This is a genomic window from Methanogenium marinum, from assembly GCF_028912405.1.
Classification (GTDB): Archaea; Halobacteriota; Methanomicrobia; order Methanomicrobiales; family Methanomicrobiaceae; genus Methanogenium; species Methanogenium marinum.
In genome coordinates, this window is the sequence record NZ_JAKELO010000001.1 from 21,772 (window position 1) to 43,665 (window position 21,894).

Here is a 21,894-nt window from a genome sequence, read left to right on the forward strand (position 1 = left end):
ATTACGTATGAAAGGGCCATCTGAACCAATCCTCCTCCTGGATATCGGGAGGGGGACTCAGGACATATTATTGTACACACCAGACCAGCCTGTTGAAAATTCAATCAAAATGATACTGCCATCACCCAATGTAATCGCAGGATTAGCGATTGAGAAGGCTGCATTAGAGGGAAAACCCGTTCATCTCGAAGGGCCGGTGATGGGAGGGGGGAAAAATAGTCAGACCATTAAACAATGGTTGCCAAAAGGGCTGAAAATCTCTGCAACTCATTCAGCAGCGCTTTCTATTCGTGACAATCTTGATTACGTTAAGAAACTCGGCGTTACTATCACCGATACCCCCCCAAAAGATGCCGTCATAATCCGGACGGGGGATTATATGAAAGCTGAACTACAGGAAACATTTTCACGGTTTGGTATACCATATCCAAAAAATCTGGCAGTAGCGGTGCAGGACCACGGTTACAGCCCGGATATGAGCAACCGGAAGTTCAGATTTCTCCATATGAAAGAAAGGCTTGAAAAAGGGAACTGGAATATCAACTCGCTCATCCAGGACCCTCCTTCTCCATCCATGACAAGAATGCAGGCAATTCGTGACACAGAGCCCAACGCTCTTGTCATGGATACCGGAGCTGCCGCAGTTTTGGGCGCACTCGAGGACCCGGTTATCCGGAAAGCTCAGGATAAGGGCGTAACCATCGTTAACGCAGGAAATGGTCATACGCTGGCATTTACGATAGAAGGAGATGAAATCTGCGGGGTATTTGAACATCATTCACGGGTGCTTCTGAATGAAGGATCCTGTCAAAAGTACCTTACAAAACTTCAGGATGGCACACTGACAAATGAAGAAGTGTTTGATGACCACGGGCACGGAGCTGCAGTAAATCGCCCATGTAATCCATCACTCATCGCCGTTACCGGCCCAAACCGCAGTATTATTCTCCCGGATGCGTATCAGGCGGCACCCCATGGTGACATGATGCTGACAGGTTGTTTCGGACTGCTCTCAATATGGATGAAGACCAGAACCAATAACCCCTAACTTTATTTTCTCTTTCGCCCATAAGAGGGGCATGGATGCCGTAAAATTATGTGTGATACTTCTTCTGGCGATAGCCATCGCCGGCTGTTCTGATGAAATACCAGACACAACGATACCGGAACCAACTGAAACCCCCGTCACCACTTCAGCCCCCGTCACAACCATCGCCACTTCCTCCTCCACGCCCACCTTTACCACCACTTCCTCTTCCACCTGGAATTCTGACGGTGTCATCTCTGAAGGTGAATATGCAAAGACTCTTTCATTAAATGGTGGCAATTATGTCATTCACTGGAAATTTGCAGATGATATGATTCATTTTGGTCTTGAAACAACTTCACCGGGCTGGGCAGCAATTGGGTTTGAACCCACCACCCGCATGAAAGATGCAGACATTATTCTGGGAGGTGCAATGAACGGTGTCCCATATCTGTTTGACATGTTTTCAACCGGCCCCATCGGCCCCCACCCTCCCGACACCGACCTTGGGGGAACATATGACATTACAGAATATAATGCAAAGGAACAGGCAGAGGGAACCATTGTTGAATTTTCCCGTAAAACAGATACCGGAGACTCATATGATAAAATACTGACACCGGGTGCAGAAATCACCATCATATGGGCTCAGGCCGACTCCGATGAACCTCTCTTTAAACATAATATCGGGAAAGGAAGTGAGACAATTATCCTCTAATAGGGTAGATACATTTCCTAAAATCCAACATATACCGATACAGCAAGAAGAGCATGAAACCCTCCCAGAAAGAGAGAACAAATTCCAAAGCGGTAATGCATGGAAAAAGAAGCCCACTTCATCCCTTTTCTGTGTGCCAGAGCAATCACCGCAGTGCAAATAAACGAGAGAAAAGTAACAAGACCTACAACAACGACAAGGGGAAGACCAAAAACCATCAGATATGCAATGTCCTGAATCATATCCGCATACCTCCGGACATGGAATACATACATTCAGCTGAACATATGAGGATAAATAAGTGTTTGAAAAAAAGTGAGAATATTATTCAGCGTCGTCCTGGAGAAGCTGAACATTCACAACGTCGTGCTGGCGTTCTGCAAGGCACTTTGCTTTGAAGATATTCTTACCTGCTTTGCCAATTGCAATTCCACGGTCTTCTTCAACAACATCGATAAACGCGACAAGTTCACCCTCTTCATTCTCTTCAAAGAGAACGGATATGACACGTGCCGGAAGGAAACAATTCCTCAGGAACTGTTCTGCATCATCGGAGTATTCAACAACTTCAATGCGCTTGCCTAAGTCATCAGATGCTTTCTTGATGCTGGATCCCTGTTTGCCAATTGCACGACCCATTTCACCAGGGTTTATGACGAAAATTAAGCGTTCATTTCTCTCGTCAATGATACAATCCCGGCTTCCTGCACCGGTCAACTGTTCAAACTGAGCCATCAGCTGAAGGCTCTGTTCATTTAATACAATTTCTCCCATATTAGACCCTCTTGAGTGAAAGGATATCTGACTCACCTGCATCAACAATTGCAAGTGCACTTACCATGTGGGGCCGGCCACATGATTTTCCAAGCATTACACTTGAACCATCAAATGTATAGACAAAGGTATCCTCTACACCAGACAGATATTTGACATATTCTTCCGGACAATTCTTCGCAACAACAACCATCTGGGCTGTCTTGTTTTCAATGCATTCTTTGGTTGATTTTTGGCCGCTGAACACTTTACCTGTTTTTATTGCGCGGCGCAATGAGCTTTCGAAATCCATAATTTGGCTCCTATTTAAATGGTTTTGCAATTAATTTTACATCTCCGGTTCCAAGCTGAATTGGCTGACCGACGATGACGTTCTCTGTGACACCCTGAAGGATATCCATTTCATTTGCTACTGCTGCATCAAGAAGGTGATTGACAGTGACTTCAAATGCTGCACGGGAAAGAACACTCTCCTTTTCACCGGCAATACCATGACGTCCAATCTGTTTGACTTCACCTTCCATACACATCATATCTGCAACAAGCATAATATGACGAACATCGACATCGATACCCTGTTCACGTAGTGTGCTCAGAGCTTCATCGATGATTGCATTTCTCCCGGCTTCGATTCCCAGAACCTCTGATATCTCTGAAATGTTATTTGTCCGTGTACGATATCTGTTGACACCGTCCACACTGAATACATCCTTAAGATTTGAGCCTTCGGTATAAAGAATATACTCTCCACTTTCTTTTCTGACTACAACACGCTCAATATCGTCTATACCCTGGACGATTACATCGCGCACATGATTTGCAAGCTGGAACAGATTCTGATAGCTCTCACGATCCTTTGGATAGAATATGATACGCTCATTATCAACATCCGGTTCAGATTCAAAATCACGGTAATGGCGCTTTTGCTTAATTTTATCAGGGGCCCGTTCAATGATCTCTTCGACGGTAACCTTCCGTTTTTCGCAGACTTCACGGTTAATCTTCACCGCTACCATCATCTGAACAAGGTCTGTTGAAACATCACCAAACTCATTAAGGCGCGTTGCCTCAATCTGCCAGCTTACATCACGGGCACGGTCACGATTATTGGCATATTCCCCTTCCAGATAGATGGTCATGGTAGGTGTCGATGGACTTTTCCGCGCATCCATAATTTCAATGAGACGCGGCAGACCGAGAGTAACATTGATTTCAGCGACACCAGCATAGTGAAATGTTCGCATGGTCATCTGAGTACCCGGTTCACCGATGGACTGTGCTGCAATAACACCTACTGCTTCACATGGTTCCACTCGGGTCCCTTTCAACTCATGATATACCTGCGCCATTATCTCTTCAAATTGTTCTGAGGAGATGGTGTGACCTTCCATCAATTTTTTCAGGTCATTTTTTGTTGTTTCAGGGATTTCTGCCGCATCAATAACCTCAACCATTTTTGCGTCCATCATACCTCCTCCTTCAGCACATTTTCAAGAACACCACGGACATCAACCGGATCACCAAAACATGCCTTTGAAGGATCGGTACCGTCTTCACCATACTGGAACTGGATAATTCTCCCACCGGTTGTTCGGACAGTCATATCATATGCGACCTTCAGATCCTGAAGCGCATTGATCATTCTCCGCTGTAAGTATCCACTCTGTGAAGTACGGACAGCAGTATCGACAAGACCTTCACGACCACCAATAGCATGGAAGAAGAATTCAGTCGGCGTCAGTCCACTCTTGTAACTGTTGCGCACAAATCCATGAGCCGGAGCTCCACGATCTCCACGTTTGAAGTGGGGCAGTGTCCGGTCTTCATATCCACGGGTAATACGTTCACCACGTACTGCCTGCTGACCAATACAACCAGCCATCTGAGTAAGGTTCAGCATTGAACCACGAGCTCCACTGACGGCCATTACCACAGCACTGTTGGAAAGACCAAGGTGACGTCCTGCAATCTCACCCGTCTTATCACGGGCTTTTCCAAGAACCTGCATGATCTGCATCTCGAGGGTCTCTTCCAGAGTACGACCCGGCATTGGTTCAAGCTGACCTTCTTCATAAATCTGAATCCGGCGCTTAACATCACGCATTGCCTCATCAAGACCCTCATCAATCTGCTTATACTCAGTCTTTGACAAATCTTCATCATCAATACCGAATGAGAATCCATCAAACATAATGCCGCGAACTGAGAGCTTGGTGAAATCGTCAATAAACTGTGCACCACGTTCCTGTCCGTGCTGCCGAATAGTCCGCTGAAGAATATTTCCCTTGAACGCACCAATCGATTTCTTATCAATGGTTCCGGTGAGAAGCTGTCCATTCGCGATCTGAACATACGAGTCCTGCTCACAATCACCTTTTTTGCAGACCTCACAGTCCTTACAGGAACTGGAGCGATATACAAGGTTCAGGTCGTCAGCAAGAATCATTGAGAATACCTGTTTATTAGACCAGTATTCAATTCCGTTTTCAACCTTTCCAGGTTTTGGGAGGTGTTCAGGCGGATTAAACTTGATTAATGAGACTGTTTCTTCCTTGTCAAACCACCGCAGGGTATGCGTCAACAGGAACAGACCAGAGATATGATCGTGGATACCACCAATGATCGGTCCACCAAACCGCGGTGAGAGGATGTTATTATAGACAGAACAAAGCATATGTGCTTCAGCCCGTGCCTCTTCAGTCTGCGGAACATGAAGATTCATCTCATCACCATCAAAATCTGCATTGTATGGTGGGCAGACAGCTGGATTCAGACGGAATGTTCTTCCATTCATCAGAACAATCCGGTGGGCCATAATGGACATCCGGTGAAGAGAAGGCTGACGATTGAAGAGAACAATATCATTGTTTCTCAGTTGACGGTCGACAGTCCACCCTGGTTCAAGTTGTTCAGCAACCGTCTCACAGGTGAGTTCATTCAGTCTTACCCTTCGGTTATCGGGCCGGATAGCATAATTTGCACCGCATGGTTCCGTCAGTGAACCCCGGACAGGGCCTTTCAGCACCATTGCCCGGACTTCTTCGATATTAAACGGAGTCACACGAATGGGCACACTCATCTCATTTGCAATAGCAAGGGGAATTCCTACCTGACCAATACTCATATTGGGGTCAGGAGAAATCACAGTACGTCCGGAGAAGTTGACACGTTTACCGGAAAGTGAACCTCTGAAACGACCATCCTTACCCTTAAGACGCTGAGAAATTGTCTTGAGTGGTCTGCCTGAACGATGTCTCGCCGGCGGGCACCCTGCCACTTCGTTATCCATGTAGGTTGTTACATGATACTGTAACAGTTCCCAGAGATCCTCAATAATTAACTGAGGGGCACCAGCATCCTGATTTTCCTTAAACCGCTGATTGATACGGATAATATCAACAAGCTTGTGTGTCAGGTCATCCTCTGAGCGCTGTCCGTTCTCAAGAATAATCGATGGCCTCATCGTAACAGGAGGCACAGGAAGAACCGTGATAAGTGTCCACTCCGGACGGGCAACATCAGGGTTAATTCCAAGGTGACGAAGGTCTTCATCAGGAATCTTCTCAAGACGACTCCGAATATCAGCAGGAGTTAACTTGTGATCAACTTTGCGGCCGTTTTCGTCAGTCCATATTTCTGAAAATGTTGTTGGCTTTTCAAAATTTACTTTATTCTGCTGGGCACCGCAATGAGGGCAAATTCGCTCTTTTTTAACGTCTTTTTCGGTGATAACGTCTGTATTACGCTCTTCTTCAGGACCAAGAACCTTGTATATTTCTTCCGGACTCAGAAGAAGCCGACTACATTCACGACAGGAAACCCGAAGTAATTTCCGGATAAGCCGTGTGTATCCAACATGAGTAACAGGCTTGGCCAGTTCGATATGACCAAAATGCCCCGGGCAGTCAGATGCCTTGTTACCACATGTTTTGCACCGCAACCCTGGGTCAATAACACCGAGGTGAAGATCCATTAAGCCCTGAGGATAGGGAAAACCATCGTCATCATAGGTATCAGCCCAGATGATCTTCCGTACACTCATCTTACGGATTTCTTTTGGAGAGAGAAGACCGAATTCGATCTTCCCCACTCGTTTTGGACTTGGCATATTTAATTACCCCCTATACCTGGTCCTCCAGGTGCATTCTGGGTGCGATACCCATACTCTTCATCTCATCCAGGAGAAGTTTAAATGCATAACTCATCTCAACCGGATAGATATCGATCTCATTTCCACACGCGAGACAGCGCGTAACATTTCTGTTACGGTCAAGGAAGGCAATCATACCACACTTAGCGCAGACATACTGCTCAACCTTGTCAGACTCATCAAGAAGCCTTTCTTTCAGAGCCATTGCCGCACCATGTCCGATCATTACATCACGTTCCATCTCACCAAATCTGAGACCACCTTCACGGGCACGTCCTTCAGTTGGCTGACGGGTCAACACCTGCACAGGTCCACGGGACCGTGCGTGCATCTTCGAGGATACCATGTGGTAGAGCTTCTGGTAGTAGATAACACCGATATAAATATCGGCGTGGAATTGCCTTCCGGTAATCCCATCCCGCATTACTTCACGGCCAGTATGGGCAAATCCAAGATCTGCAAGAGATTTTCTCAGACCTGCTTCAGGCTCTCCGGAGAAGGCAGTAGCATTAATGCGTCGCCCTTCCAGAGATCCAACCTTTCCACCAAGCATTTCAAGCATATGTCCAATGGTCATACGTGATGGAATTGCATGCGGGTTAATAACAAGATCCGGTGCAATTCCTGCTTCGGTGAATGGCATATTTTCCTGGGGAACAATAAGTCCAACAACACCTTTCTGTCCATGACGTGATGCAAATTTGTCACCAACTTCCGGGATTCTGAGATCACGCGTCCGCACCTTAACAAGGCGCGAACTGTTTTCTCCCTCAGTCAGAATGACAGTATCTACAATACCCCGTTCATTGCTCCGCATGGTGACAGAGGTATCACGACGTTTCTCAACGGTTATTAACTCACCGGACGGCTCCTCAAGGAAACGTGGCGGTGATGTCTTACCGATAAGGACGTCCTTTTCACGCACGACCGTCTCGGGGTTGATGATGCCATCGGTGTCCAGGTTCTGATAATATTCTGCACCATGGGCTCCTGCCACTTCCTCATCAGGCACTTGGATTTTATCAACCTGGCCTCCCGGATACCGGCGTTCTTCTCCGTCATAGGTACGGAAAAAGTGAGATCGTCCTACACCACGGTCAATAGATGCCTTATTGAAAATGAGCGCATCCTCAATATTGAACCCTTCATATGAGAGAATGGCAACAACCAGATTCTGGCCGGCTGGGCGGTCATCAGAACCAATGATCTCTGACGTCTGTGTATGAACAAGCGGTTTTTGTGAATAATGGAGAAGATGACCACGGGTGTCCGGACGGAGTTTCATATTTGAACATCCAAATCCGAGCGCCTGTTTGATCATACCTGCACCCATGGTAACACGAGGTGATGCGTTATGTTCCGGGAACGGAACATGTGCTGCTCCGATACCGAGAATGAGCGCAGGATCAATTTCAAGGTGAGTGTGATCAGGTGTGACCTCAAACTCATTCATCGCGACGAAGAGGTCTTCTTCTTCCTCTGCATCGATATACTCAACGATACCCCGGTTGACAAGATCCTGAAAGTCAATTTCGCCTGATTTCAGCCACTCAATATCCTCTTCTGTGACCAGAGGTTTACCTTCCTCAACCACAATCAGAGGCCGACGGGCACGACCCCGATCGGTATGAATGATAATATCTCCATTGTAATCCTTATACGAGACATTGATCTCTGAAGAGAGTTCGCCCCGCCGCCTCATCTTTCGAACCCGTGCGACCAGATCAACGGGAGAATCCGAAAGACCAATCAGTGCGCCATCTACAAAAACACGGGATTTTTTCTGACTTTTGCTCATAATTGCTCCCGTTTCAGTTCTTCAACGCCAAAATTGTAGAGCGCCTTGTTGACCACCTGCGCATCAGGGATTCCTTTTGATATCTCAACCATCTGTGCAAAGTTTTTCACAAGACCACAATTTGGACCTTCAGGTGTTTCAGAAGGACAAATCCGGCCCCATTGTGTTGGATGGAGATCACGAGCCTCAAAGTGGGGCTGTGAACGCGACAGAGGTGAGATAACCCTTCTCAGGTGAGACACCACTGCCATGTGATCAATTCTGTCGAGAAGCTGTGACACACCAGTACGTCCACCAACCCAGTTACCTGTGGCAAGAGGATGAAGCAGACGCTCAGTCAGCACATCTGCACGAACGGCAGTGCCGATAGAGAGATCACGGTGACGCATACTTGCACGTTCAAGCTGATACTTCACATCACGGGTCAGGCGGTTTAATGATATCCTGAAGAGATCTTCCATCAGATCCCCGGCAAGTTTGAGCCGTTTGTTGGAATAGTGATCCTTATCATCAATTCTACGGTTCTCGAGAACAAGATCAAAACACGCCTCTGCCATTCGTCCAAGGAAATATCCCTTTGCAAGCCTGACACTCTCAACTGCCTGTTGGTATCCGGGATCCTCTTCCTTGAGTCCTTCGGGCATCAGATAATTCAGATGAGGGAGGAGATAGTTATCAAGAACAAATTCTGCCCGTTTGCGCTGGTAATCCCGCGTCTGATTCGGAGCAAGTTTCTTCCCGACATACATGATCCCCTCTTCGGTGTCATCGCATTCACTCTCTTCAAGATTCTGCATCATGAAGGTAAGAATCTGTTCGTCATCAGAAACTGCATGCACAACATCAAGATCATTGCCCAGGCCAAGTCCACGCATCAGGTCAACATACCTAAGGTGACCGGCAACGGACGGGAATGAAACTTCAAGAAGATTTTTACGGTTTCTTTCAACAATGACAAGAGCACGATATCCACGGAACTGAGAGAATACTTTCGCGACATAGATTCTCTCATTATACCGCTCCGTGTATTCAGTCATAATCTTGTTGGATGCGAGATCCTCAAGTGTCATTAAAACACGTTCCGACCCGTTAACGATGAAATAACCACCAGGGTCGTGAGAATCTTCACCATAGGATATCCGTTCCTCATCAGACATTCCATACAGATTACAACTTTGGGAACCGATCATTACAGGAAGCTGACCAATTGTTGTTACAACAGGCTCCTGACGCTCATCACCCTGAACCAGAACCATATCCAGACGGATAGGTGCCGCATAGGTTAAATTTCTAAGCCGTGACTCGCAGGGAAACAGACCGGACTGGGATCCGTCCGCTTCTCTTACGACTGGTTTTAACACTTCTATTTTACCAAGTTCAACCCACACGGGATCATTGTCTTTGCCACGCTGACCGATATCAGTCTCAATAATCCGCTGTTCATCCACAACTTTCTGAAGATTAAAATCCAAAAAATTGTTATATGAATCCAGCTGATGGCGTGCTACATGTTCCCGCGAAAAATAGGCTGAAGATAATACATTTGTATCAAGCAGAGAGATCACCCTCAATAATTTATTTTTTCGGCCTCTTGACAACCATCCGGAACGATTCCGCACGGCCTGCCGTCTGGCTGTTTCTTACAATTCGAATAACATCATTGACCTTGCCGTCAATTGTCTTCACAGCTGGATCATCATGATAGATTTTGGGCAACTGGTCATAGGAGATCTTATACTTCAATAGAAGATCGTCTACTTCCTCCCGGGTCATTACGTGATGTTCCGGCACCATCACATGTTCAATTACAGAAAAATCTTTGGTGTCCATCTATTGCCCCTGATCAAAATACCTGATTCTTTTTCAGATGCATCACCGCAAAAAATCACACATTGCGCCACATGCCTTTGTGGCAACGGGCCTAGAGGGATTTGAACCCCCGACCACCTGGTTAAAAGCCAGGCGCTCTTCCTGGCTGAGCTATGGGCCCGATACACTGATCGAATCAGTATACTAAGTGGGATGAGGAAATATATAAAGATAACCCATGTTTAATAACCAAACATTACAAATCACCCCGGAAGGCAACAAATCCCGCGCATTTCATGCATAACCGCCGATGCAAAAAAAGAGGATACAAAGAAAGGTAATACATTAAAACCTCAAAATGTATTATCATCAGAGGAGAGACGAGATGAAAAGAGAATACGACCAAATTGAAAAAAAAATAATTAATATCCTTAGCTCAGGGACATACCTGATCTATGTATTCGTAGCAATCATCCTGCTCATCCTCGCCGCACTATCACTCCTTGATGCCATTACCGGATTTAGGATGATAATGAACGGATTAAAGGAATCAGGTATGATGGAAGCATTGCATGCAGTGCTTCTGACCATTGTGATCATTGAAATTATGGAGACGGTGACTGGCTATCTACGAACACATACCATACAAATACGCCCCATATTAATTGCCGGAATCACGGCGATGGTACGAAGGTTGCTGTTTTTTGACACCGAACCACTGACAGCACTTCTTTTAGGAGAAGTAGTCCTTGCAATTATCGCTGTATTAATACTTACAATAGCAATAATTTACCTTGAAAAAGAAGAGAAATAAACGTATAATTTATCTTTTCAGATGAAGATGTTCTTTTGATATCTGCTCAAGCCGTTCTTCCTGGAATTTAATACTCATCTCCATACTCTCAATTGCCTGCTGAATATTTTCTCCAACTTTCACATTGGAATCATTGAGATTATACGTAGATTCCAAAATCTTCAGAAGACGGCGTGACACATCCGCACTTTTACTGAGCCTTTCATACTCTTCAATAATCTGAGAATCAGTACCCTTGCTCTTCGCATCTTCAATATCCAGATTAATCTTTTCCTGACGTTTCAGTACATATTCAATGGCATCATAGAGCTGACGATGAGTGGTTGGCTTCATGATGTAATCTTCAATATAAGCACCATATTCCTGTGCTTCATCGGGAGTCAGTTGTTTGGCAGTAAGCATCATTACCGGGACATCAACCGTCGACGCATTCATTTTAATGTTTTCAAGCGTTTCCCACCCGTCCATAGGCTCCATCATAATATCCAGAAGAATCAAATCAGGCCTGACATCCTCCAAAACTTCCAGACATTCATTCCCACTATAAGCTGCAATAGGACGATACCCGCCTCGTTCAAGCATCGCAACAAATACGTCAACGATCATCGGGCTGTCATCAACGATTAGAATTGTATACATATCTACTCCTCCCCAATATTACTCGCAATAACCGCCAGTTCACCTTTCAAAGAGTTTATATCAGCCGATTTATTAATAATTAACGTTATTAATGCATTCTTTCCGGCGCCCATAACGAGAATCCCACCTTCATCGACTTCTACAAAAATGGAAGACGGACGTGACAAATGCATCAAACCTGCCGCTGCTTCAGAAGAGCCGAGAATTGTTGCCCCCATCGCTGCAAAAGAAGGAACAGAAATACCCTGTTCAACCATTTTCCCCATAAGCGCACCAGTACGTGAAACAATTACACACCCCAAAACATCATCAAGGGCCATGCATGCATCCAGATGTGCTGCAATTTGCATTTTAACTGAAGTTCTATTACTCACGCCAATCCTCCGGGTAAATATTTAAGGATGAATGCATTTTGAATTTCATATCACATATATCTATTCAATATTTTAGTGTGAACACAGGAGATAAATGCCCACCAAATAAAGGAAATGGACAACAGATTTATTATATCACGATTTTAACTTTTAAACAGTATGCAATTGCCTCGGGGGACGCTGCATTCAGTTAAGAAAGAAATTCAGGCATCCATCCTCTTTAAAGAAATTTCTAAGCAAAAATTTACCGGCCACTGCAATATATATATTATCTCAGGCACTGCATCGGTAGTATTCAGAGAAGGTAGATGCATACTTGCAAAAACGGGACAATTCTGTGGATTTGATGCATTTAAGCGAGTTGAAATGGACCACTCAAATGTTTCTGCTGAACTGTATACATTCAGTGACACACAGATTGGACTAAGCATTGAATTCAATACAGATTGTACGGTTGTTTTTCCAAAAAAAACACTGTTACCCAAAAAAAATGATGAAACTGAACAAATTCCTGAATCTAAAATATTGGCTGAAGTAAAAAGACAGCAACGTTCCAAAGAGCCAGTCAGCCAGGGCGCAAAAAAGAATGGAAACACATTTTTTGAATTTCTTCCCACAGTAAATCCAAAAATAAGAAAACCAAAAAGTGATTTTCAGATACCAAGGGGAAAATTTGTTGCAATTCAAAAATCAGTTCCTCTCCTGAATGTCATCCGTTTTGCTGAGGATAAAAATTTTACCGGATACATGGTCATCGATATTGGCGCTCGGAAAGCTTCCATTATTTTTCGCAGTGGCATGTGCATCATGATTGATTATCCCCCTAAATATGGAGAAGAGGCAGCCCACAATATCCAACAGGAATTTGAAAAGAGGGTAACAGCGGAACTTTATGATCTATCACACCAGCAGATGGATCTTACCCTGGAATTTAATGAGGGGTATTGGGCCAACAACTGGACCAAAGGAACGGGCGTATCAATTACATCAATATCAAAGGGAATTATTGAAGAAAAAATAAGAATCATTGAAGAAAATGAACCGAATCAATCCACCACATATGATCCTAAAGGAGATGTAAACAAATCTCAATCATCTGAATCTGTCGACATCACCGAAATTTCAAATGATAGTGTACAGATTGCAGACACTCCTGATAAAAAAGAAATGGATGAATTCGCAAAAGAAGTGAACAGTCTTGAAAATATGGATATGGAACTTATGGAGTCAAGAGTGAGAGAAAATTTCAAAGACGTGATCAAAGAACTTGATCTCGAATACCTAATCATTGATACAAAAGCTGAGAAAAAACGAATTGGTGACATACATGAATGAAGATAGTTATCTGGTAATTTTGGGCGTAATTGTAGTAATCCTCTTTATCGCATTGATTTTTTTGACATACAAAGTGTTTGATCTTCAGCATAAAGTAGCCGATGGCAATACGTTGAAAAGACATACCGAAAAAATCGTACAAACGAAGACAGAAAAAATAAACGAACACCAGAAAGAACACATTATTTCTGAACCACAAAAAAACACCATTCGTGATGTAAACCTCACAGAGGGAATTTCAGACATCAATGAAAGCATGAAACAGTATACAATGAAATATCACCTTGATTCAGCAACACTGGCATCAATGGATGGATTTTCAATCGCCTCATCACATGCAGACAGCGAACAGGAAGCGGCAAACCTTACCGCACGATACCGGGAAAACACAATAACGGAGATTGGAGATACCCATATCATCCCTCTTGAATACATGGGCGAACACATTCTGATTATCATCAGTACTACTCAACGAATTACCAAAGAACGGTCTGAGATGATGACACGGGATGGAAGGGCAATCCTCTCCCATTGGCTATAAGTATTTAAATTTTTTCCAGCCAATCCCCACACATATTATAACTGTTATGGGAAAGTTAAATGCAAAGGTTGCATCGCATATTCATTTTGCTTTGCAATAACCCATACATATTAAATAATACAAAACCAGAGAATTACTGTGTAAAATCCACGAATTAGAGAGGTATTCATGGTCAAAGTTTATACTATTGCGTCAGGAAAAGGGGGAACCGGGAAGACCACAACATCGGCCAACCTTGGGACATGCCTTGCCGAACTGGGAAAAGAAACGTATGTGATGGATGCCGACATGGGGATGGCAAACCTCGGTATTATCATGGGACTGGAAGATGTCCCCATTACGCTTCACGAAGTTCTTGCAGGAAATGCCAAGGTGTCTGAAGCGGTATACGATGGCCCATGTGGAGTCAAAGTTGTTCCGAGTGGAATATCACTGAAAGGATTTCAGAATGCTGATCCAGACAAATTACGGGACGTTATGCGTGAATTGATAGGGAAATGCGAATTTCTTATCATAGACGCACCAGCAGGAATTAGTCGGGACGGTGTCATTCCACTCGCTATTGCAGACGAAGTGATTCTGATTGTAAATCCAGAATTATCGTCTATGGTGGATGCATTGAAGACAAAGATACTTACTGAACTTGTGGGGGGAAGTGTAAAAGGGGCAATACTCACCCGTGCCACAATGGAAAATACAGAGGTATCAAAGCAAAAAATGGAGGAGGTACTCGGAGTTAAAGTAATAGGAATAATTCCCGAAGATCCAAATACACGCAGAGCGGCCGCATATAAATCACCAATTGTGGTCAAATATCCGGATTCTGATGCTTCAAAAGCATACAGAAGAATTGCCGCAAACCTGGCCGGAACAACATATACCGGAGACTTGGAGAAAGAAAAATCACGGGAAGGTTTCATCGAAAGATTGGCTCGTTCAATATTCAAGGGAAAAAAATGATAGGCACAACACCAGAAGGGGTAATGTTAATATTATTCGGAATAGTAATTGTTTTTCTCCTTTTTGTGATGAAACTGATGCATACCCGGATAAACCAGTTGTTGGAAGAAATGAACAGCCTTAACGGAAAAGTAAATCTGACTTCAAGTGAAGTTGAAGAACTCACAAAGAACGTAGAAGAATTTAAAAATACAAACTTCTGATTTTCAAAACGTAAGATAGATAAAGAAAGCGAACCAAGACTGTAGAGCGGGGCCATAGGGTAGCCTGGACCATCCTAGGAGGCTGGGGGTCTTCTGACCTGCGTTCGAATCGCAGTGGCCCCATTATTTTTTTTTTGGACGGTTTTTTATGAAAATTACTGAAACATGTTTTGAATGTCTTCTTTCGCGCATTGAATATGAATGTGATCTCATCTGCACAGATCCCCAAAAAAAAGACGAAATAGCTAAAAAATGCAGAGATCTTCTCACTGAACTTCATAACAATCCTGAGGCAGGGCCCCAGATATCAAGCAAAATTCATCGGCTTGCATATGAAGAGATGGGATCAACAGATCCATACCATGACTTGAAAGTGAAAGACAATGAAGACGCACGCAATGTATGCAAAAGAGTGATCAACGACACTATGGGTTTTCGTGATCTTTGCCTCGCAGCGATTATTGGAAACACACTTGATCATGGATCCAGTGAACATACAGTGACTGACAACCTTATTGGATATTTTACAAATGAATTTGAAAAGGGTCTGACAATTGATGATACCGATGAAATCCTGGCCCTTTCCGACCGGGTAGTATTCTTCTGTGATAACTGTGGGGAAATTATCTTTGATTCACACCTGATACAATTCCTGAAAGACCATGGGTCCCACATCACCGTGGTCGTTCGCGGAGGACCAATCATCAATGATGCAACACGGGAAGATGCACACACAGCAGGAATAGAAGCAATCTGTGACACCCTTCTGACCAATACCGATGGTATTATACCCGAACTTGGATACAATCCGACACTGGCGCCGGAAAATCTGCTGAAAGCAATTGACAATGCCACACTCATTATTGCAAAGGGCATGGCCAATTACGAGTCCCTGACCGAAATTGAAGGTCTACCCCCTGTTGCATACTGTATGACGGTAAAATGTGTTCCCATCGCAGATTCAATTGGTGTTAAAAAAGGGTCCAGGATTGCAATGCTCAGATATCAATAATTCAGAAGACTTCATCTTCTGAATTGTTCCCATACGGTTTATCGAATACTTCATTCCACGTTGTTTCCAGAACATAATATTCCATCATCTCAACAACACGCAGATTTTTGGGAGATAGTTCATACGCCCGTTCAAGGACCTTTCCTGCCTCTTCCTTATTTCCCAACTGAATATATATTCGGGTCATCTCAAGCAGAATGTCGACATTATCAGGATCCATCCGATAACCACGCATCAGAAGTTTCAGTGCTTTTCCCGTATCACGCTCAATTCGCCCAAGATGATACCAGAGTGCAGGCTGATTTGGTTTTAAACGAATTGCAGTCTTCAGTGCATTCGAAGCTTCATCCGTTTCACCAAGATTCAGGAGACAGATACCTATTCCAAGCCACACCTCTCCATCATGATCTTTTATCACATTCGCATGGCGGTAGCACTCAAGAGAATCAGTATAATTTTCCAGGCGCATAAGTGCCGTTCCCATATTCAGCCATGCGCGAAAATTTTCAGGCTCATTATCGACAGCTCTCCGATAATAATAATATGCTTCCTCATTATTCCCAAGAGAAAGATACACATCACCCTTCCCAACTAAAAAGTCAGGATTTTCCGGCAATGCATCAAGGGCGGTATTAATGAACTGCATTGCTTCTTCAAACTGATTTATCTTAAGATAAGCAATGCCTTCATTATACCAGCCAAGGGCATACAGTTTATTTGCCGGAATTCGCGACATATATGAAAGATACCTGTTTCTGTATGATATTTTCTATTACATACATATTATACATAAGCATATTTTTTCATGTCAGCGGAAACACTGCAACAGAATACATCAGATCATGTGAAAAAATGAGTATTAAAATGAATAATTAACCAAAAAGGTATGGAATTATCAGCAGAAGAAGAATCACTGCTATCATACATGAACTGATAATTGACACAACGATTGATACAAGGTCACCACGACCCCTTTTTTCAAAGAATCTGGCTACCCCCTCCCGCATGATATACCCTCCATCCAGTGGGATAAACGGGAGTGCGTTAAATGTCCCAACTGCCATGTTGAACCAAAATGTCCAGAAGAATATCTGAATTACTCCCCAAAATCCGGAAAAGGGCACTTCCCATACGTCCACATATGACACATCAAAAGCAAGAATCCCCAGGTTCAGACTGTCATCTTCAATGACCGTATTGATAGGCACATACAGTAAAAGAAGGGGGCCAAGCGGGCTTTTTATGAGATTATTAAATACCAACTGAGCCGATTCTGGTGAATAATACACAACACCCATAAATCCGGTTGAAGTATTGTTTAGCTCTGCAGGCCATTCTGCTAAAATAAGGGTATAATCAGAATGAACACCATCTTCCAATGTCGTAACGGTCAATGTATCACCAGGAGTAGTGGTCTGCAAAATGTCTGACACATCAGTTACAGAATTCACAATAACTCCATCCACAGCATAAATCACTGAATCAGGATTTATCCCCGCAATATCAGCAGGATAATCCTCATACACCGCCTGAATCATTGGCGTGGATGATGGAGTTATCATTCCCATTAAAATGACTATTGCAGCAAAACAGATCAATGCAACAACAATATTGTTGGTGATACCAGCCCCATACATCCGTATTTTTGAAGAGCGTGGGGCATTTTCCACCTCTTCCTCATCAGGTTCTACAAAAGCGCCGATCGGAATTACAGCAAAAAGAATTCCGGTGCTTTTTACCCTGATATCCTCTACTCTGCAGAGAATAGCATGTCCAAATTCATGGACAACAAGGGTCACAAAAAAACCGATAATGACTGCAATAGTTATGGGAATAAAATCATTGAGACCAGGAATCGCAAGAATATTCTGTGGTTCATAAATCCCCACGGGTGAAGGAGGATTTATCATTGAATTATATACTGCAAGAAGTAAAAGGGCAGACATCAGGACGGAGATAACAACTACAAGGATAGCACCAAGTGTCCCATATCCACGCCAGAAACGTGTCTGACGCCTGAAAAAATCAAAGAATCCTACCTTCTCAGTCTTCAGCGCAAGAATGGGCCCATAAAAGGTAACATGATCTTCCCACAGATGTGCATACTTAATAATACCAGCAACAAGGGCATACACAATAACTGCAATAATGCCAATTAAAAGCCATTCCATTCAATATACCGTTGGCTTCAGTGATTATAAACAGTTGTATAACAACCGGATGGCATCAGAAATCAAAGAGAGACGCCTGTGACAATCGGTCAAGTATTCTCCTAGTTGTTTCCCAGGACGAACGGGCACATGTTGGCGGGACACCACATTCTTCAATGTATGTCTCAAGAAACCGTATTGTATACGGATCTGACGGATAACCACTCCCAAAATTGCCAAATTCTTCATGAAGCTTCTCAACACACCTGTCACGGGTTACTTTTGCAACGATTGAAGCAGCACTGACAACCGGAAACCGAACATCTGCCTTATGCTCAGATACAATAGAATACCCCTCGCCTGCATACCCGGATACCGTCTTCCCGTAACGTTTGGCATTCACATCGCATGCATCCACAAATGCAGTATCACAGGGGAGCTTCCGGATGACATCCGCATGTGCCCGTGCAACGATATCATTCATGGTTATTTCTGCGCGGAGACTATCAATTTCCTTTGCAGAAATGACTGTGCAGGCAGTCACAAATTTTTCCGTGATTTCATAATATAGTATTTCACGGCGTTTCCGGGAAAGAACTTTAGAATCAGCAACGCCCGTTAATGCAAAATCATCCATATCAGGGGCTGATACACCAGCAACAACCATCGGCCCAAGGACCGATCCTTTTCCGGCTTCATCAATACCACAGATCACGTACATACGGTTCAATCCACAACCTATATCAATAGCTGTGGTCGATACGCATTTTGATGTATACCATCATCATTGGTCTTGGAGGTATCGGCAGGGCTCTTGCAGCCATGTCGGTTGAAAATGGAAATTCAGTGGCAGTTATCGACCAGGATGAGGAACGCTGTAACGAGATTATTGACCACTTTGATGTCCTTGCTATTGCCGGAAATGCAACAGACAAATCCATTCTTCTGGATGCAGGAATAGATCGTGCACAGGCACTTGTTGCAACAACAAGTGACGACGCGGTAAATCTGATGGCCTGCTGGTTAGCTAAAAAATTTAATGTCCCGAATGTAGTATCCATCGTAAACCAGAAAGAGCATTCTGAGATGTTCAAAGAGGTTGGCGTTCACATCAGTGAAAATCCCGATGAACTGGTTGCTGAAAGACTCTATTTCTGGTCAGAGAACACTGATCTTCACCAACTTGCATCAATTCCGGGTGGGTCCATCTTTGAAATTGATGTTGATGATGATGCTCCGATGATTGACCACGAAATTAAAGAGCTTGATGTAACAGATTTCGTATTTATTGCCATTAAAAGAGAAAAAGGAGACATTATCATTCCAAGTGGTAAAGTGCGTATTCGAAAAGGGGATAATATCATTGTTTTCACAAAGAAAGATGCAGAAAAAGAATGTCTGAATATTCTCAACAGACAATTAAAAAAGAATGTCTGAATATTCTCAACCGGAAGCTGAATAATTCAGTCTAACAACCGTCTGAGAGTTCCAATATCTTTTAAGAGCCAGGGATTGTATTTGACCAGTTCACGAATAAGGTACTTGGTATCGAATATTTCCATATCCAGTTTATTCACAGAATTTACGATGGAATTCAATTTTTCATCCTTGAGCTTAATGAATATCTCTTTGACCTGATAATTGCGCTTCAAGCCTCTCCCCATTTTGGAATCCCGCCACGCAACATCATATTTCATCAGGGCTTTTTTACTGCAGTCACCGGACGCGATGCATTCTGCCGCAACCTCTCCAGCCAGTTTCCCGGTATACATTGCATTAATGATGCCACCACCGGTGATGGGATCACTCAGCCTCGCAGCATCACCCACAATAATCAGGCCGTCTGCTACCGTGCATTCCAGTGGCTTGCACGCAGAAACGCCACCGACAATTAACTCTATAATTTTTCCATTTGGCAGATGCTCTGCAATGAATGCGTCCAGATAATCTTTTGGCCGCTTACCGTCTCTGCACATTTTTCCGGATATGCCAATACCGACATTCGCTGTTCGCTCCCCTTTGGAGAAGATCCAGACATACCCTTCCGGAGCAACCTCACGCCCGAGGTAAAAGGAATTCAGGCCTGGATCAATGTCTAAATTGGTCATCAGATACTGAACACAGGTCTCTATTTCTGCCACGGGAACAGTCGTGTCAATACCACACCAGCGGGCAAACTTCGATTCCACACCGTCTGCAGCAATCACAACATCAGCATGTACTTCGAGTGTTTTGCCCCCGGTTTCAATTATTGCACCACAAACTTTTCCATTTTTAATAATTGCACTGCTTGCCCGGGACTTGACAAATACATCACACCCTGCATTTGCTGCTTTCCAGACCAGTTCACGATCGAAGATTTTCCGATCCAGTACATATCCCACTTCATTTCCTGCCATTTCCGGATTCAGTTCAAGTATTTGACCATCCGGAGCAACAAGCTGGGCACCATTGATCTTTGATGAGATCCATTTTGGATCCAGATCAACAAGTTCTGAGATTTCATGTCCCACACCCTCTGCACACCGTACAGGTGCACCAATCGCCGGGCGCTTTTCAATGATGCAGCAGGAGAGCCCCGCATCTACAACAGCCTTTCCAGCCATCGCCCCCCCGGGGCCCCCTCCAATTATCAGAACATTGTAGTTACTCTGCATTCTTCACCTCCAGAGCGCCAAGAGGACATATTTTGGAACAAATACCACATTCTATACAGGTTTCTGGATCAACAGTAAGGTAAGCATCTACCAGTTCGAGTGCACCTTCCGGACAGACCGAAACGCAGGCACCGCAGTAGCCGCATACTTCCCTTTTGATGATAAGCATTTTGAATACTTTGATCATTACGAAGTATAACCCTTCCTTTAAGAAGAGGCAAGGGGGCAAATAGAATGCATTAATTTACCCATTTCCCGGGTGAAGAACGCATACAATTCACCCCGGAACCAGAAATAAAATAGATCCTAAATCACCTCTCAATAGCAGGGAAACTCTCCTGAATCCCATATACGTTGATACAATGCAACACTCAGGGAGGATATTTAGCTTACTTGGCAACAGTCATGCCCAGCCCCGGCGGCAGTGTTATGGGTTTAAAATAAACGGGTACCACAAATGGATGAAACCTGTTTCTGTCACATCTTATTTTCCGCATTTACCGTAATTCATACTGATGAAAATTCCTGCTCATTCATGGTGTGAAAATGATTGCACCATATATGCGTAATCACCCCCGGGACTCAGACACACCGACACCCTTGTAACTACCAGTATGCCACAGCATACACCGTGCAGGGACGGATTACTCACAGGGAAGGAAGAGCAACACATACAGTGAAAGAAGAGTGAAGGCACCACAGGTCACGCAACACATCCCTAAAGAGAATTTACCCACCCTCCCCTAAGAAAAGTGATTACACTGGCTTTTTGCGGTCACGATGAACCACCAGATGGCACAAATGTACCCATGGGAACAGATATCCCTGTACCATACGGTTCAGTCAGCTATTTTCGAATACACATGCCATGCACTTTTTGTCACGGGAGGTGATGCACCAACAACCTTCCGGTCTTTTTTTCGGAACAATTTG

At 44.0% G+C, this 21,894-nt stretch carries 24 protein-coding genes and 2 tRNA genes; 10 read left to right on the plus strand and 16 right to left on the minus strand.

Annotation, left to right across the window (positions count from 1 at the left end; all coding sequences use genetic code 11):
- Window positions 1-7: 7 nt before the first annotated feature.
- Window positions 8-1,048, plus strand: coding sequence for a DUF1786 domain-containing protein (locus tag L0665_RS00120; protein ID WP_274923697.1), 1,041 nt, complete (start codon window positions 8-10; stop codon window positions 1,046-1,048).
- 31 nt (window positions 1,049-1,079) lie between these two features.
- On the plus strand, window positions 1,080-1,745 hold the full coding sequence (locus L0665_RS00125) for a DOMON domain-containing protein (protein WP_274923698.1): 666 nt from the start codon (window positions 1,080-1,082) through the stop codon (window positions 1,743-1,745).
- Between the two features lie 17 nt (window positions 1,746-1,762).
- Here L0665_RS00125 and L0665_RS00130 read toward each other — a convergent pair whose 3' ends face one another.
- The 9 genes from L0665_RS00130 to L0665_RS00170 form a co-directional block, all read right to left on the minus strand.
- Complete coding sequence (locus L0665_RS00130; protein WP_274923699.1) at window positions 1,763-1,987, minus strand: hypothetical protein; 225 nt, start codon at window positions 1,985-1,987, stop codon at window positions 1,763-1,765.
- Window positions 1,988-2,069: 82 nt separating this feature from the next.
- Window positions 2,070-2,519 carry a NusA-like transcription termination signal-binding factor gene (locus L0665_RS00135; RefSeq protein WP_274923700.1) on the minus strand — a complete coding sequence of 150 codons (450 nt, stop codon included), beginning with the start codon at window positions 2,517-2,519 and terminating at the stop codon, window positions 2,070-2,072.
- A 1-nt stretch (window position 2,520) separates the two neighbouring features.
- Window positions 2,521-2,811, minus strand: coding sequence for a 50S ribosomal protein L30e (locus L0665_RS00140; protein WP_274923701.1), 291 nt, complete (start codon window positions 2,809-2,811; stop codon window positions 2,521-2,523).
- Window positions 2,812-2,821: 10 nt separating this feature from the next.
- Window positions 2,822-3,988: a DNA-directed RNA polymerase subunit A'' gene (gene rpoA2 / locus L0665_RS00145; RefSeq protein ID WP_420847010.1), complete on the minus strand. Its 1,167-nt coding sequence runs from the start codon at window positions 3,986-3,988 to the stop codon at window positions 2,822-2,824.
- Window positions 3,985-6,627, minus strand: coding sequence for a DNA-directed RNA polymerase subunit A' (locus L0665_RS00150; RefSeq protein WP_274923702.1), 2,643 nt, complete (start codon window positions 6,625-6,627; stop codon window positions 3,985-3,987). Before L0665_RS00150 ends, rpoA2 begins: the two co-directional genes overlap by 4 nt.
- 13 nt (window positions 6,628-6,640) lie before the next feature.
- Window positions 6,641-8,467 (minus strand): DNA-directed RNA polymerase subunit B, encoded by a 1,827-nt coding sequence (rpoB, locus tag L0665_RS00155; RefSeq protein WP_274923703.1) that lies wholly within the window; start codon window positions 8,465-8,467, stop codon window positions 6,641-6,643.
- The gene (locus tag L0665_RS00160; RefSeq protein WP_420847011.1) at window positions 8,464-10,032 is read right to left on the minus strand and encodes a DNA-directed RNA polymerase subunit B''; all 1,569 of its coding nucleotides are present in this window, start codon (window positions 10,030-10,032) and stop codon (window positions 8,464-8,466) included. The genes rpoB and L0665_RS00160 overlap by 4 nt, the downstream gene beginning before the upstream one ends.
- A 10-nt stretch (window positions 10,033-10,042) precedes the next feature.
- Window positions 10,043-10,297 (minus strand): DNA-directed RNA polymerase subunit H, encoded by a 255-nt coding sequence (locus L0665_RS00165; protein ID WP_274923704.1) that lies wholly within the window; start codon window positions 10,295-10,297, stop codon window positions 10,043-10,045.
- An 86-nt stretch (window positions 10,298-10,383) separates the two neighbouring features.
- A tRNA-Lys gene (locus L0665_RS00170) sits at window positions 10,384-10,457 on the minus strand.
- A gap of 204 nt (window positions 10,458-10,661) precedes the next feature.
- Between L0665_RS00170 and L0665_RS00175 the strand changes: the two genes are divergently transcribed.
- Window positions 10,662-11,090: a phosphate-starvation-inducible PsiE family protein gene (locus L0665_RS00175; RefSeq protein WP_274923705.1), complete on the plus strand. Its 429-nt coding sequence runs from the start codon at window positions 10,662-10,664 to the stop codon at window positions 11,088-11,090.
- A gap of 9 nt (window positions 11,091-11,099) precedes the next feature.
- Here the strand turns inward: L0665_RS00175 and L0665_RS00180 are convergent, their stop codons facing one another.
- Together L0665_RS00180 and L0665_RS00185 are read right to left on the minus strand one after the other, a co-directional pair.
- Entirely contained in the window at window positions 11,100-11,729 is a 630-nt protein-coding gene (locus L0665_RS00180; RefSeq protein WP_274923706.1) for a response regulator, read from the minus strand.
- Between the two features lie 2 nt (window positions 11,730-11,731).
- Window positions 11,732-12,103, minus strand: coding sequence for a roadblock/LC7 domain-containing protein (locus L0665_RS00185; protein WP_274923707.1), 372 nt, complete (start codon window positions 12,101-12,103; stop codon window positions 11,732-11,734).
- A 159-nt stretch (window positions 12,104-12,262) separates the two neighbouring features.
- Here L0665_RS00185 and L0665_RS00190 point away from each other — a divergent pair, with 159 nt between their 5' ends.
- The 6 genes from L0665_RS00190 (at window position 12,263) to L0665_RS00215 (ending at window position 16,154) form a co-directional block, all read left to right on the plus strand.
- Window positions 12,263-13,438: a hypothetical protein gene (locus L0665_RS00190; protein ID WP_274923708.1), complete on the plus strand. Its 1,176-nt coding sequence runs from the start codon at window positions 12,263-12,265 to the stop codon at window positions 13,436-13,438.
- Window positions 13,431-13,979: a hypothetical protein gene (locus L0665_RS00195; RefSeq protein ID WP_274923709.1), complete on the plus strand. Its 549-nt coding sequence runs from the start codon at window positions 13,431-13,433 to the stop codon at window positions 13,977-13,979. The genes L0665_RS00190 and L0665_RS00195 overlap by 8 nt, the downstream gene beginning before the upstream one ends.
- A gap of 168 nt (window positions 13,980-14,147) precedes the next feature.
- Complete coding sequence (minD, locus tag L0665_RS00200) at window positions 14,148-14,939, plus strand: cell division ATPase MinD (RefSeq protein ID WP_274923710.1); 792 nt, start codon at window positions 14,148-14,150, stop codon at window positions 14,937-14,939.
- Complete coding sequence (locus tag L0665_RS00205; RefSeq protein WP_274923711.1) at window positions 14,936-15,142, plus strand: hypothetical protein; 207 nt, start codon at window positions 14,936-14,938, stop codon at window positions 15,140-15,142. The genes minD and L0665_RS00205 overlap by 4 nt, the downstream gene beginning before the upstream one ends.
- Window positions 15,143-15,190: 48 nt before the next feature.
- Window positions 15,191-15,265, plus strand: a tRNA-Pro gene (locus L0665_RS00210).
- Between the two features lie 25 nt (window positions 15,266-15,290).
- The gene (locus L0665_RS00215; RefSeq protein ID WP_274923712.1) at window positions 15,291-16,154 is read left to right on the plus strand and encodes a damage-control phosphatase ARMT1 family protein; all 864 of its coding nucleotides are present in this window, start codon (window positions 15,291-15,293) and stop codon (window positions 16,152-16,154) included.
- 1 nt (window position 16,155) lies between these two features.
- On the opposite strand, the gene L0665_RS00220 is transcribed toward L0665_RS00215, so the two are convergent.
- From L0665_RS00220 to rnhB, 3 genes are all read right to left on the minus strand, one after another.
- Window positions 16,156-16,890: a tetratricopeptide repeat protein gene (locus L0665_RS00220; RefSeq protein ID WP_274923713.1), complete on the minus strand. Its 735-nt coding sequence runs from the start codon at window positions 16,888-16,890 to the stop codon at window positions 16,156-16,158.
- Between the two features lie 136 nt (window positions 16,891-17,026).
- Window positions 17,027-18,325 carry a site-2 protease family protein gene (locus tag L0665_RS00225; protein WP_274923714.1) on the minus strand — a complete coding sequence of 433 codons (1,299 nt, stop codon included), beginning with the start codon at window positions 18,323-18,325 and terminating at the stop codon, window positions 17,027-17,029.
- A 55-nt stretch (window positions 18,326-18,380) separates the two neighbouring features.
- Complete coding sequence (gene rnhB, locus L0665_RS00230; protein WP_338036404.1) at window positions 18,381-19,025, minus strand: ribonuclease HII; 645 nt, start codon at window positions 19,023-19,025, stop codon at window positions 18,381-18,383.
- Window positions 19,026-19,075: 50 nt separating this feature from the next.
- Between rnhB and L0665_RS00235 the strand changes: the two genes are divergently transcribed.
- Window positions 19,076-19,741, plus strand: a complete 666-nt coding sequence (locus L0665_RS00235; RefSeq protein ID WP_274923715.1) for a potassium channel family protein — start codon at window positions 19,076-19,078, stop codon at window positions 19,739-19,741.
- A gap of 26 nt (window positions 19,742-19,767) precedes the next feature.
- On the opposite strand, the gene L0665_RS00240 is transcribed toward L0665_RS00235, so the two are convergent.
- Together L0665_RS00240 and L0665_RS00245 are read right to left on the minus strand one after the other, a co-directional pair.
- Window positions 19,768-20,961: an NAD(P)/FAD-dependent oxidoreductase gene (locus L0665_RS00240; protein WP_274923716.1), complete on the minus strand. Its 1,194-nt coding sequence runs from the start codon at window positions 20,959-20,961 to the stop codon at window positions 19,768-19,770.
- The gene (locus tag L0665_RS00245) at window positions 20,951-21,130 is read right to left on the minus strand and encodes a 4Fe-4S binding protein (RefSeq protein ID WP_274923717.1); all 180 of its coding nucleotides are present in this window, start codon (window positions 21,128-21,130) and stop codon (window positions 20,951-20,953) included. The genes L0665_RS00240 and L0665_RS00245 overlap by 11 nt, the downstream gene beginning before the upstream one ends.
- Window positions 21,131-21,894: the final 764 nt, after the last annotated feature.